We start from the raw sequence: 14,119 nt of genomic DNA, 5'->3' as shown, positions 1-14,119 counted from the left end.
AGAGGGCAAATTGTTAGATATCAGCAAACTGATTAATAATTTCACCTATTTGCTCATTAGAATAGGGTTTTGCAGGAAACTTCCCCCAAACTGGCGCAGGCCAAGCCACATCATTTTTAAAACGTGCAATATGATGAATATGTAGTTGCGGTACCATATTACCAATTGCAGCAACATTAAGTTTATCAGGAGCAAAAACCTCTTGAATCAGTTTACTCAAAATCGCGGATTCTTTAATAAAAACAATTTGGTCTTGCTCCGACAAATCAATTATCTCTTTCAAATCATTTTGTCTTGGCACTAAAATAAACCAAGGATACTGGCTATCATTAAGCAATAGCACTTTACATAAAGGCCAATCAGCCAATTCTATACAATCTCTTTTTAATTCTGGTGCTAACTCAAACATTTTAAATTTCCATTTCTAATTCATCGCTTTATCTTACCGTTTATGGCATTTAGTTGCAGTGACTTTTTTATAGCGCTATTATCGAATTCAAAATCACTGCTAGATGCCTACTTCTACGACCATCGAAGAAACTAGGATATCAAAATCATTTATTTATAAGAGATAAAGATGAGCAATAAAACCACATTATTGAGTTTAACTCTGGCAATAACCAGTTTTACTATGAACGCAGAGCCGCTATCTATAGAGCGTTTGTTTTCTGATCCTGGTTTATCTGGAAAATCACCTGTTAAGTTAAAATTTTCACCAACTGGTGAGCGTGTAACTTACCTTCAAGGTAAAGAAGATGATTACAATCGTTATGACTTATGGGAATACAATTTAAAAGATAAAACAAACCGTATGTTAGTTGATTCTGAAAGTCTATTTTCAGGTCCAGAAACCCTATCAGATGAAGAGAAAGCTCGCCGAGAAAGACAGCGTATATTTGGTAAAGGCATTTTAGAATATAAATTTTCTAAAGATGGTTCAGCGCTTTTATTCCCGTTAAATGGTGATTTGTATTATTACAATCTCGCTAAACAACAAAGTAAAAAGCTGACAAATACGCCTGAATTTGAGACAGATGCCCGTTTTTCACCTAAAGGTAAATATGTTTCATTTATCAGAGCGCAAAATGTTTATGCTTTAAACATTGCAACAGGTAAAGAAACTCAGCTGACTACCGATGGTGGTGGCGTCATTAAAAACGGTATGGCTGAATTTGTATCACAAGAAGAAATGGGTCGTATGACAGGATACTGGTGGTCAAACGATGAATCTAAAATTGCTTTTACACGCATAGATGAAACACCTGTTGCTGAAGCAATCCGCAATGAAATATACGCTGAAGAAGTAAAATTATTTAATCAAAGATACCCATTTACTGGCACCAATAACGTAGATATTCAGCTAGGTATTGTTAAATTAAATAATAAAAAAATAAGCTGGGTAGATTTAGGTAAAGAAAAAGATATTTATATCCCACGCGTAAAATGGCTTCAAGATAGTAAAACGCTTTCTTATCAGTGGCAAAACCGTTCACAGCAAAAGCTAGAATTAAGAGCTTATGATACAAAAAGCAAAAAGCAAAAAGTACTGCTAACCGAAACCAGCGATACTTGGATCAACTTACATAAAGAACTGCGCTTTTTAAAAGATAACAAACACTTTGTTTGGGCATCAGAGCGTGATGGCTTTAAACACTTATATTTATATAAAAATAATGGCACTTTAGTACGTCAAATCACGCAAGGTGATTGGATTGTTGATAGCCTTCAAGGTGTAGATGAAAAGAAAGGTTTAGTTTATTTTTCAGGTCGTGCTGATTCTGTTCTTGAAAGTCATTTTTACTCAGCTCCTCTGAAAAAGTCAGGTAAAATTAAACGTCTAACTGAAAAAGGCCAATATCATAAAGTTGTAATGGCACAGGACTACAAATCATTTATTGATAGTAGCTCTTCAGTTAACAAACCTACATCTGTTAGTTTACGTGATAACAAAGGTGGCTTTATCACTTGGTTAGAGCAAAACGAATTAAATGCTAAGCACCCGCTTTCACCTTTTATTGCTGATTTAACAACACCTGAGTACGGCACAATAAAAGCTGAAGATGGTCAAACAATGCATTACCGTTTGTTCAAACCTAAAAGCTTAGAAGCAGGTAAAAAATACCCTGTGATAGTAAATGTTTACGGTGGTCCACATGCACAGCGTGTAACAAATAGCTGGCGTTCAAAAAACATGTACTTTCAGTATATGGTACAGCAAGGTTATATCGTATTTCAGTTAGATAACCGTGGTTCGTACAATCGTGGTAAAGCGTTTGAAGATCCTATCTATAAACATTTAGGCAAACCTGAAGTTGCTGACCAAATAAAAGGCGTTGAATTTTTACGTACTTTAGATTTTGTTGATACAAATCGCATTGGTATTTATGGTCACAGTTATGGTGGTTACATGGCGCTTATGACAATGTTTAAAGCCGGTGACTACTTCCAAGCTGGCGTTTCAGGTGCACCTGTAACAGATTGGAATTTATATGATACGCATTACACAGAGCGTTATTTATCTCATCCGAAAACAAATGCAGATGGCTATGAAGCAAGTAATGTGTTCGCCTACAGCGAAGGTTTAAAAGGCCCACTGATGATTTATCATGGTATGGCCGATGATAATGTATTATTTACCCATGCAACTAAAGTATTTAAAAAGCTACAAGATCAAGCGCAACCATTTGAAATGATGACTTACCCAGGTTCAAAACACAGCTTAAGAGGTAAGCAAGTACAAACTCACTTACATAAAACGATTACTAACTTTTTTGATCGTCACTTTAAAAACTAAAGTGAGTTAGTGTATTAAAAAGCCAAGCCTGATCGCTTGGCTTTTTTTATACCTATAAATTAATTTTATTACTCATCCCACCTTCCATCAAAAATATCAATTAAGTTAAGACTTATTAGATTTAGATCATGCAATTAGATAAGTTTTAGATTTAAGCTAGACTAAATAATACATCCATTTTACAAGGAAGCGGCTGTGTCTTTTTTGAGAAAATTTACCATTCAGCAAAGATTAGCTATGTTAGTTTTCATTGCAGTGTTAGGACTGTCAATACAAAGCATTATTGGGTTATCTCAAGAATATCACTCTCTTCTGACAGAGCGACACGAAACAACTAAAAAGTTAGTGAAAACAGCTTTGGCATTATTGAGCATTTTTATGCTTTAGAGCAAGAAGGTAAACTTACTCAAGCTCAAGAACAAGCAAAAGCCACAATTCAAACGCTCAGATATGACAGTAATAATTATTTTTGGATCAATGATTATAAGCCAACTATGATAATGCACCCGCTAAAACCGGCATTAAATGGTAAATCGTTATCGAGTGTAAAAGACCCCGACGGCACAGCTTTATTTAATGAAATGACAAAAATAGTGAAATCAAAAGGAGAAGGTTATGTACCATATAAATGGGCAAAACCAGGTTTTGATGATCCGGTAGATAAAATATCTTATGTTAAAGGATTTCAACAATGGCAATGGATTTTAGGCTCTGGCAGTTACTTGGATGACGTTGAAAGTACGTTTGCTTCAAAACGAAATCTAATAATCATTGATGCACTTATTATTATCACCATACTCGTGGGGTTTGGTTATGTCATAGGTAATAGCGTTTTAAACCCAACCCGCGCAGCCACAGAGTTAATGAAAGATATTGCACAAGGCGAAGGTGATTTAACACAAAGACTTGATGATAGTGGCCAAGATGAAATTTCTCGTTTGTCTCGTTATTTCAATGAATTTAATGAAAAAATGCAACACTCATTACAAGAAGTTCACAGTAACTCAGCAAAAGTATTAGAGCATGCTGAATCGGTCGCATCAGCAAGCGAATCAGCACAAACCTTTACAGAGCTGCAAAATGATAATACCACCCAAGTTGCTACGGCAATGGAAGAAATGACCTCGCAAATAAGAGAAGTAAGTAACAACGCAGAAGCAGCAGAGCAAGCTGCAAATGATTCAATTAAAAACACCAGCGAAGGCAAAAGAATCGTTTCTGAAACCATTCATCATATTGAGGAACTATCATCGAATATAGATAACGTAAGCAATGTTATATCTAATCTTGCGACCGAAACTGAAAGTATAGGTTCAGTTTTAGATGTAATAAGGGGCATAGCCGATCAAACTAACTTATTAGCGCTCAATGCAGCTATAGAAGCGGCTCGCGCAGGTGAGCAAGGCAGAGGGTTTGCGGTAGTTGCAGATGAAGTAAGAACGCTAGCAAGTCGTACAGGCCAAAGTACTGATGAAATCCAAGCCATGATCCAAAAATTACAAACAGGTGCGCAAAATGCCGTTAATGCAGTAAAAATAAGCCAAGAAATTTCAATTAATACTGTGTCACAAGCATCTCAAGCCGATAATTCTTTATCAGAGATAGATCGATTGATGCAAATCATTTCAGATATGAATAGCCAAATAGCCAGAGCGACTGAGCAACAATCACAGGCAGCCGATGAAGTTAACCTAAGAATTAACGAATTATCTGGCATGACTGATGAATCAGTAGCAACAACAATGCAGTTATCTGATGCAAGTCACCAGCTTAAAACCAGTAGTCATGATATGTCTGATGTTGTAAATCGCTTTAAGCTAGACTAACTCTTACATAAATATACGCCATTATTCAATGGCGCTCATTTTAAAATTACCGTGGAAGCCAAGCGGAATATGATACGGCAACCAAGCTCTGCATATTGGTCCATCAGATAAGTGATTAACTTTAAATATATTTAAACAAGTTCGTTTACTTGGCACATGCAAAGCCGTGCCAATTAAGTAACCTTCACCTTCCTTACCAGTTGGAGACACACTGATATGCTCTTCCACTAAAAAATCATCACCATAAACAAAACTGTCTTTTTTACCTGTTTCTATATTTAAACAAGAAACAGTATCGCTCCAAATTTGGCTGTCTGTCGCAGATAAGGTGAATAATAAACGATTCCTTTGACCGACTAAATGATCGTAAATTCTTGGAAATTCACTGTCACCTTCTACTAAATGTTTTGTACTAGTGCCATTAGGCTTTAAAGTAAAAAGCGCCGTTTGAGATTGGGTATTTGGGTTTTGTGTAGCCCCTTGCATCACCTTAGATAATTCATGCAATACGGTAACATCTGGATAAAGCGAAGCATCAAAATGAATTGTGCCATCAGTCTCTTCCCATGCATTGCCAAAATGAAAAGCAAAACCAGGTTCAAGCTCAAACTCTTTTTGTATTTTTAAACTTTGTTTATCTATCACTAAAACACGCATTGCTTGAGTTTGGTCCGATTTTATTCGTGCAAAATATCCATCAATATCAGCATCGGCTTTTAATGAGGGTAATATCAATAAAATATGCTTATGGGTAATTAAAAAATCATGCAACATAGCGCCTTTATATTCGGCTTTCACTAAGCCCACATTTTGAGTGTGACCTTTAGCATTTAAATGAAATAATGCGATATAACCCGATGGCGCTAAACCAAAGTTCCAAATATCGCCATTGACTTCAATTTTAGGGTGAGCAGAAAACGCTAAGCCTTTTAGCTTATCACCATATTGGCTATTTAACCCTAAATTCACTTGTTGCTTGGTTTTTAATGTATTATGCGTCAATGCTGTGGGCGATCCGCACTCCCACAAAGCCCATAACTCATTGCCAACAGAGATCACATTGGTATTAGCTGTATTTATCATATCTGCATTAGATACACTTAAACCATCATCTAAACGGCTGTCAGGTCCAGAATATAAAAATTTATTGGCTTTTTGCTCTTTTTTAAATTTAGGTGTTTGTACAAAACGACCTTGATGATGGATCTGGCCATTTTCAAAATTAAAACGGTGCACCATGCCATCCCCTTCAAATAGGTGCAAATAGCGTTTATCTCCGCGCTCATGTTTCGCGGGTCCATTACGATAAAAAGTGCCTTTAATATCTTCAGGTAATTTGCCTTCTATAGCCATTTTTTGCACAGAAAAGTCTGACTCAATATTACTAAAACCAATTAAGTGCTCATTAGTTTCTAAAGCCTGATTGAAATTATGTTTCGCATTGACTAATAGTTGGTTTTTATTTTCAGTTGGTTTTTCTACTAATACATTAGCCAGTGAGCCAAAAGATGATAATCCAACCGATGCTAAAGGTGCTGCTATTAAGCTTTTAAGTAACTGTCTGCGTTCCATAATAACTCCTAATACGTCACTGTTGAGTTATTTTTAACAGCCACATCAGCAATACTAAAACGCATAGTTGTAAAATCAACAGGACCAAAATTCGCTTTTGCATTGTTTGAATAACCATACCCTTCAGTCGGTAAACCAAATAAGTTTGTTTCTAATTCTCCGTTATTATTTTCATCATGAAAGTAACGAATCCCATACTCCCCAGCATCCAATTCATTAAAAGTAATCGTCACAGATCCTTTTTTCGCTTTTACGATATTAGCAAGCGCTGCTTTACCCGTTTTATAGCCTGATTCGCTATCAAATAATTGAACATAAATTTTTCCGTTACTACTTTGTATTCCTTCTATTGTAAAATCTACCGATTCAGATAACACATTTTGTGATGTAAAAGTAATGCCTGTTACGATAAAAAGCTTAGTAATAATATTCATATGTATTTCCTATTTATTAAATTAAGTAAGCAATAATTAGCAATTGCTTCGTGTTGAAAAGACGATAGAATGATGTTCAAAAATATAAAAGCAGCTTTTCGTAAAGCATGTTTAAATATTCGTAGAATGAGCAAAAAAGGTGTATGTCAATTTGACGAATCGTGAAATACCCCATAAAAATCAATTGGAAGAAAGAACCTTTACTGGTAAAAAAATCGCATCTGATATTGGCCTTATTTTTATTATTGCCAGTTTCCTCACTTTTTTAGCCCCCTTTGGTATGGATGAAATTCATTGGTTAACAACTTGGTCTTTCTGGTTGGTCATTTGTTTTAGCGGTTATATTATTTGTGCGCCTATCATTTTTTGGGGTCAAGTTTGGCTTACTAAACATGCAGATAAATACCTTCCACACCACTGGATGAAAATAGCATGTTCAGCATTTATAGCCTGTATTGTGATGAGCTTTTTTGTGCCTATCGTAAATATCTATTTCTTTGCGTTAGAAGATAACTATCTAGATTTAGTACCCAGGGTATTACCGCACTCGTTTATCATAGGTGGGTTTATTACTTTTTCTAATGCAATTAAAAACCATATTAAAAATCAAAAAGAATTATTAAATAAACAAGTCGATAAGCTTAAAAATCAGGAGCAGACAGTAAGCTTAATTAAAAATGAAAAACTCACAGAGTTTATGAATAAATTACCCATAGAAAAACGTGGCAAGTTAATTTGCTTTGAAATGGATGATCATTATTTAAATGTGCATACGGATAAAGGCAGCCATTTATTATTAATGCGTTTTAAAGATGCGCTGACTTTTGTTGAAGAACATCCTGGAATGCAAACTCATAGGTCTTGGTGGGTTGCCCTAGATGCCATTGAAAAAGAGCAAAAAGAGGGTAGAAAAACCTTATTAAAACTCACGAACGGCTTATTAGCGCCAGTTTCAAAAACCTATTTGGCTAAAGTGAAGGAAATGATTTAACTTTTGTTCAATAAACAAGGGCTTTAAATAAGCCCTTGTTAATGAGTCTATTATATAAAGCTGATTATTTAATATAGGTTGCAAATAAGCTAGCAACAGATGCAGCCGTAGGCTTACCATGCTGCCAATCACCACCTTCAACACCACTGCCAGCTATATCAATATGCACATATGGAAGCGGCTGCTCAGAATCATTACCATGCTTGTCAAGTCCTGATGCAATTGCTAAAAATGCCATAGGGAATTGATGACCACGCGCAGTTACCGCAGAAGGCGCATTATTACTAGAAAGTACATCATCAGCTAACGTATGCGGTTGAATAAAATCATAATCTTCACGACGAGAACGAGATACTTCAGCACCGTCAGCCCATAAATCACCACTGTCTGCAATATTACGAGATACTTTAGCACTGCGAGCTGGGCCATTTTCTACTAATGCAGAATAAGGACCCATTGCACGTGCTGCATGCCCAGTAAGCGTCGCAACAGTGAATATCTCAGGGTTTACTTCATTTTTAGCTAAATCTTTAATTTCGCTTAATAAGTCGCCCATCGCTAAACGCCCTTCTGCATCTGTATTACCAATACGAACACGAACGCCTTCACGGGTCGTGATAATTTCATCTGGAACAAAACAGTCTGAACCAATTGAGTTACGTACCACAGTTAAAAAGGCGACAACTTTAACACCTTTAGCTTGATAATCAGATACAGATTTTACAAAACCCGCAACTGAAGCAGCACCGCCTTTATCTCGACTCATGCCAGACATGTGACCGCCTACTTTTAAATCCGCACCACCTGTATCATAAACCAAACCTTTACCAACAAACATCAATGTTTTATTAACCTCACCTTCTGGAGTATAAGTTAATTTAACAACACGTGGTTGGTGGCGCTCAACCGGCATAGAAGCACGCGCAACCGTTGCCATCATAGGGTAATTTTTATTGATCACATCAGAGTCTGAAATCACTTCAACTTCAACATTTGAATCTGCAAACAAAGCTTCACAATACTCAGCAAATCTAGGTGGAGCCATACGCTCAGGCTCTGTACCACATAAATCGCGAGCCGCATATTGGCCCGCAGAAATTGCACTTGCGTAATCACATATTTGTTGCGTTGCGCCCACAAGACCAATTGTTTGCACAGGCTCAATTGATTCACCTAAGTGCTCTCTAGCCTCTAATGGCTGCCATAATGCTTGACATGCACCTAAATAAGACACAGTTAATGCATGTTCAAATAACTCGCTTGATGGTTTATCAGCTAAATAGATGACAGGGTTCACACTACCAGATGCTTTGGCTTCGATAATAGCTTTTTTGGTAGCATCAAAGTAACGTCTTACATCATCGTAATCACGATTTAAATTGCCAGTAGGCACTAAGATTAAACGTTTGCCTGGCGCAAATTCACATACAGTCACGACCACTTGATTGCCAACACGCGCATCAATTTCGCTTAACTGTGTTGTTGCTTGAACAAGTGCTTCATTGTTAATTTTAGAGAAATCATCAGCAATAATAATCAAAGAATCATATTGTGTGTTATTTAAAGCGTCATCTAAATTTAAAATTGGATTTGGGCTTGGAAATGCCATTAAAAATACCTAAGAAATGAACGAGAAAAGCAGTATAGCAGAAAACTGTATTCGCCTAAATTTAGCGAGTGAGATTTTAAATGAGAGTTTACTTAAGCTGTAAACCTAGTTAAACAACGCTCTTTACGGATGAAGGTTAACAATCAAAACTTAACTGCCCTTCAGTGTCTTTATCTAATTTTATACCTACGCCAACTCCTAGTAGCCTTACGCCTTTATATTTACCTCTGGCAAACGCTTTTTTTAGCAAAGCAGAGAATACATCAATAGATAAACCATCTGATACTTGATCTGCAGTTGTAGATACAAAATCAGAAAACTTCACTTTAACACTGAGTTTACTGATGCTGGTGATTAAGTTTTGTTTCTCTAATCGCCTTTGCAACTCATCTAATAAACCAGGTAATTTATCTAAACATGCTTGCTCTGTGTCTAAATCAAATTCATAAGTATGTTCCACACTTAAGGATTTTCTTACGCGCTCAGTATGCACTTTACCTTGATAGTTACCCGCACATTTTTGGTACAAGTCATAACCAAAATTACTTAAAGTGCGTAACATCCAATCTTCGCCTTTATCTAATACGTCTTTACCCGTTTTTAATTGTAAGGCAGATAAACGCTCAAGAGTCACTTTACCTACCCCAGGTATTTTACCTAAAGGTAATACCGCTAAAAATTCTGGTATTTTATCGGGTGTGATAATACATTGTCCATTTGGTTTATTTTCATCGCTGGCAATTTTGGCTACAAACTTGATTGGGGCCACACCTGCTGATGCCGTTAAGCCTGTTTTATCAAATATCTTTTGTCTTATTTCTTGTGCCATTAACGTGGCACTGCCTGAACAATGAGGGGAATCTGTGACATCTAAATAAGCTTCATCTAATGAAAGAGGTTCAACTAAATCAGTATATTGATGAAATATTTCGCGTATTTGATTTGAAGCATCTTTATATACCGACATTCGGCCAGGAACTAATACTAAATGAGGGCATAATTGTAGCGCTTTATAGTTAGACATAGCAGAGCGCACACCATATTGACGGGCAATATAGTTAGAGGTAGAAATAACCCCTCTTCGGCTTTTACCTCCTATCGCTAAAGGTACGTCACGCAAAGCAGGATTGTCGCGCATTTCAACAGCAGCGTAAAAACAATCCATGTCTATATGTATAAATTTTTTCATATACATATTTTTACTGTTTATTTATACAGTGTCAATTTTAATATGAATATTTTAAATTTCTAATTGTAAATTGATGTTTAATTTCATACCAATTCCATTAAGTTAGTGAGCTAATATAAATTAGGATAAATTTTCAAGAGTAAGGCGCTTGATTGAGCAATAGCGGGCTATTGGGATTGGCATAATAAACCCCAGGCACAAAAAAACCTCGATAAACGAGGTTAAATGCGCAAACTTTAGTTTTAAACTAAAGTATTTGATTATCTTTCCAAGATTGCTCTTTTGCCATGCGTTCTTTACGACGATCACAAGGATCATCACAATCACACGCTTTTTCAATACCCATGGCACCTAAACCGCCACAGCTACTTGCCATAGCTTTATTTTTAACCATCATACCTACAGCCATCGCTGCTGCAACAATTACGAGTAAAACAAATGTAAGAATAAAAAGTGACATAACTAGGCCCCTAAAATCACTAAATTGAAAAAGCTAAATTTCGTGGCGTATTATACAGGGAGTAAAAAACAATAACTATAGTAATTCAAACTTAGCTTAAATAAGCGCGGTTAAAAACCACGCTACTTTAGTATTTTATAAGTAAGGTGCAAACTTAGGGCTTGAATATGGTTTTAGCCCCTCTGTTGTTTTACTAATAAGATATACAGCAATATCATTTTCTTCTGCATATATTTTTGCCTTTTCAGTGCCCATCACAGTTAAAGCCGTTGCTAATGCATCTGCTGTCATTGACGAAGGGTGTAAAACAGTTACTGATACTAAATCTTGTTTAATTGGTTTTCCTGTTTCAGGGCTAATAATATGTGCGAAAGTTTCACCTTCTAATTCGTAAAATATGCGGTAGTCACCCGAGGTTGCGACACTGATAGTACTTAACTTTAAAGTTCTATGCACAGCGCGTTGTAATAATGCAGGATCTGGCTGCTCTATGGCAATTGCCCATAATTTTCCATCTGGTTTAGAGCCACTTAATCTAAGCTCACCACCAATTTCAACCATATAATTGGTATAACCATTTTCTTCTAATAATTCAGCTACTTTATCTACACCAAAACCTTTAGCGATTGCTGAAAAGCTTAGCTCTAATTCTTGAATAGATTTTGTTAAACCGGCAGTTGATAGTGCTAATTTATCAACACCCATTTTATCTTTAATTGTTTGCAGCTGTTCACCTGTTGGTACTTTTGTTGGCTGTTTATCTGGCCCAAACCCCCACAAGTCAATTAATGGCCCCATGGTTACATCTAAGGTTTTAGTACTATTACCTAATCGAATTGACTCAGCCATAACAGTTCTAAAATCGGCTGATAGAGGGAAAATCGTATTGGCTTCTAAACGATTAAATTGGCTTATTTCAGAATTTTCAATATAAGTAGACATAGATTGATTGATATCAGCCAATAAATCTTGTACATCTGAAAATAAAGTTAATGACTGCACTTCTGATTCTGGTACAAATACTTTAACTGTAAATGTTGTGCCCATTGTTTTACCTTGTAGCAATACTTCTTGATACTTTGTATCTTTATTATTTGGTTCACAGCCCAACATTAAAAAGAGTGAAAAAACCAAGAAAAAACTAAAAATCCATTTTTTATTGAATACTTGTTTATTAAAGATGTAAGAGTCCATCAATATTTCCAATTTAATTGTCGATTAAGTTCTAATTTATGGAACATAAATTAATTATTTTGTATTAATTTATTTAGAAATCACTTAATTTTTCACATAAAAAAAGCTTGCTACCAGTATAAACCAGTAACAAGCTTTTTTATAGCTTCAAACTATAAGCTTCTAATTAATAGTCGCTTTAGTTGCGTGTTTTACTTAACCACCAAAGTCATCAAGTAAGATATTTTCATCTTCAACACCAAGCTCTTTAAGCATGCTGATAACAGCTGCATTCATCATTGGAGGACCACACATGTAGAACTCACAATCTTCTGGTGCTTCATGATCTTTTAAGTAGTTTTCTAAAAGAACATTATGAATGAAACCAGTGTAACCCGTCCAGTTGTCCTCTGGTTGAGGATCTGAAAGTGCACAATGCCACTCAAAGTTAGTGTTTTCAGCAGCTAGTCCATCAAAATCTTCTATATAGAACATCTCGCGAACAGAACGCGCACCATACCAGAAGCTCATCTTACGCTTAGATTTTAAACGTTTAAGTTGATCAAAGATATGTGAACGCATTGGCGCCATACCAGCACCACCACCAACAAAAATCATCTCATTTTCAGTTTCTTTGGCGAAGAACTCACCGAAAGGACCTGAAATAGTCACTTTATCACCCGCTTTAAGGTTAAAAATGAAAGAAGACATTTTACCACATGGTAAAGATAAATCTCTTGGTGGAGGCGACGCGATACGTACGTTAAGCATTATGATACCCGCTTCATCTGGGTAGTTCGCCATAGAGTATGCACGGATCGTTTCTTCGTCTACTTTTGATTCTAAGTTAAAGAAACCAAAGTGTTCCCAATCACCACGATATTCAGCTGGAATATCAAAGTCAGCATATTTCACATGATGCGCAGGCGCTTCAATTTGAATATAACCACCGGCACGGAACGGAACAGACTCACCATCAGGAATCGCAAGCTTAAGCTCTTTGATGAAAGTAGCTTGGTTATCGTTAGAGATAACTTCACATTCCCATCTTTTAACGCCAAAGATCTCTTCTTCAAGTTCGATTTCCATGTCACGTTTAACATTAACCTGACAAGCTAAACGACAACCTTCTCTCGCTTCACCTTTAGTAATATGATCAAGTTCAGTAGGTAGAATATCACCACCACCAGACTTAATGTTTACACGACACTGACCACAAGAGCCACCGCCACCACAAGCTGAAGATACAAATATACCTGAATCGGCTAATGCACCTAATAATTTACTGCCTGCAGTTGTTTTAATTGCTTTATCAGCATCTTCATTGATACCGATTGTGATATCACCACTAGGAACTAATTTTGCTTTTGCCATTAATATAACTAAAACAAGTAGTACCACGATAGCGGTGAACATACCTACGCCTAGAAGAATAATCTCCATTTATCTATCGCCCCTTAAAGTGAAATACCTGAGAATGACATAAAGCCAAGACCCATAAGACCAACGGTGATGAAAGTAATACCTAAGCCACGAAGACCATCAGGGATATCAGAATATTTCATCTTTTCACGAATACCAGCTAAAGTAGCAATCGCAAGCGCCCAACCAACACCAGCACCAATACCGTATACCACTGACTCACCAAAGTTATAGTTACGTTCAACCATGAATGCTACCGCACCAAAGATTGCACAGTTAACAGTGATAAGTGGTAAGAAGATACCTAGTGCGTTATATAACGCAGGGAAGAAGTTATCTAATGCCATTTCAACAATTTGTACTAAAGCAGCAATTACACCGATAAAAGTTAAGTAACGTAAGAAGCTTAAATCAGCTTCAGGGTAACCTAACCATTCAAGAGAACCCGGTGCTAAAACAGCGTGGTAAACTAAGTTATTTACCGGAACAGCGATACCTAATACAAAGATTACCGCTACACCAAGACCAATTGCAGTAGTTACTTTTTTAGACACGGCTAAGAAAGTACACATACCTAGGAAGAATGATAATGCTAAGTTTTCAATGAAAACCGCTTTTACAAATAAACTAATATAATGTTCCATTATTA

11 protein-coding genes and 1 pseudogene are annotated in these 14,119 nt (G+C 36.4%); 3 read left to right on the top strand and 9 right to left on the bottom strand.

Annotated elements, in window-relative coordinates; all coding sequences use genetic code 11:
• Positions 1-13: 13 nt before the first annotated feature.
• Positions 14-409, bottom strand: a complete 396-nt coding sequence (locus KO527_RS07645; protein ID WP_216039731.1) for an HIT domain-containing protein — start codon at positions 407-409, stop codon at positions 14-16.
• A gap of 168 nt (positions 410-577) precedes the next feature.
• On the opposite strand from KO527_RS07645, the gene KO527_RS07640 reads away from it, so the two are divergent.
• Positions 578-2,794 carry a S9 family peptidase gene (locus KO527_RS07640; protein ID WP_216039730.1) on the top strand — a complete coding sequence of 739 codons (2,217 nt, stop codon included), beginning with the start codon at positions 578-580 and terminating at the stop codon, positions 2,792-2,794.
• A 195-nt stretch (positions 2,795-2,989) separates the two neighbouring features.
• Positions 2,990-4,620: pseudogene (locus KO527_RS07635) on the top strand (methyl-accepting chemotaxis protein).
• A 21-nt stretch (positions 4,621-4,641) separates the two neighbouring features.
• Here the strand turns inward: KO527_RS07635 and KO527_RS07630 are convergent.
• On the bottom strand, positions 4,642-6,192 hold the full coding sequence (locus KO527_RS07630) for a carotenoid oxygenase family protein (RefSeq protein ID WP_216039729.1): 1,551 nt from the start codon (positions 6,190-6,192) through the stop codon (positions 4,642-4,644).
• 8 nt (positions 6,193-6,200) lie between these two features.
• A complete protein-coding gene (locus KO527_RS07625; protein WP_216039728.1) occupies positions 6,201-6,626 on the bottom strand; it encodes a DUF2141 domain-containing protein in 426 nt (141 codons plus the stop codon).
• A 151-nt stretch (positions 6,627-6,777) separates the two neighbouring features.
• Here KO527_RS07625 and KO527_RS07620 point away from each other — a divergent pair, with 151 nt between their 5' ends.
• Complete coding sequence (locus tag KO527_RS07620; protein WP_216039727.1) at positions 6,778-7,617, top strand: LytTR family DNA-binding domain-containing protein; 840 nt, start codon at positions 6,778-6,780, stop codon at positions 7,615-7,617.
• Between the two features lie 64 nt (positions 7,618-7,681).
• Here the strand turns inward: KO527_RS07620 and KO527_RS07615 are convergent, their stop codons facing one another.
• The 6 genes from KO527_RS07615 to nqrE all read right to left on the bottom strand — a co-directional run bounded on the left by KO527_RS07615 (position 7,682) and on the right by nqrE (position 14,114).
• The gene (locus KO527_RS07615; protein WP_216039726.1) at positions 7,682-9,226 is read right to left on the bottom strand and encodes a leucyl aminopeptidase family protein; all 1,545 of its coding nucleotides are present in this window, start codon (positions 9,224-9,226) and stop codon (positions 7,682-7,684) included.
• Between the two features lie 136 nt (positions 9,227-9,362).
• Positions 9,363-10,415, bottom strand: coding sequence for a DNA polymerase IV (gene dinB, locus KO527_RS07610; protein ID WP_216039725.1), 1,053 nt, complete (start codon positions 10,413-10,415; stop codon positions 9,363-9,365).
• Between the two features lie 247 nt (positions 10,416-10,662).
• Complete coding sequence (gene nqrM, locus KO527_RS07605) at positions 10,663-10,875, bottom strand: (Na+)-NQR maturation NqrM (protein ID WP_216039724.1); 213 nt, start codon at positions 10,873-10,875, stop codon at positions 10,663-10,665.
• 135 nt (positions 10,876-11,010) lie between these two features.
• Positions 11,011-11,988 (bottom strand): FAD:protein FMN transferase, encoded by a 978-nt coding sequence (locus tag KO527_RS07600; RefSeq protein ID WP_252733553.1) that lies wholly within the window; start codon positions 11,986-11,988, stop codon positions 11,011-11,013.
• Positions 11,989-12,264: 276 nt separating this feature from the next.
• A complete protein-coding gene (gene nqrF / locus KO527_RS07595; protein WP_216039722.1) occupies positions 12,265-13,491 on the bottom strand; it encodes an NADH:ubiquinone reductase (Na(+)-transporting) subunit F in 1,227 nt (408 codons plus the stop codon).
• A 14-nt stretch (positions 13,492-13,505) separates the two neighbouring features.
• Positions 13,506-14,114 carry an NADH:ubiquinone reductase (Na(+)-transporting) subunit E gene (gene nqrE / locus KO527_RS07590; protein ID WP_216039721.1) on the bottom strand — a complete coding sequence of 203 codons (609 nt, stop codon included), beginning with the start codon at positions 14,112-14,114 and terminating at the stop codon, positions 13,506-13,508.
• Positions 14,115-14,119: the final 5 nt, after the last annotated feature.

It is taken from the genome of Pseudoalteromonas sp. C2R02 (assembly GCF_018860845.1).
Taxonomy (GTDB): domain Bacteria; phylum Pseudomonadota; class Gammaproteobacteria; order Enterobacterales; family Alteromonadaceae; genus Pseudoalteromonas.
Note: the sequence above shows the minus strand (reverse complement) of the source record. Positions and strands in the feature narration are given on the sequence as shown.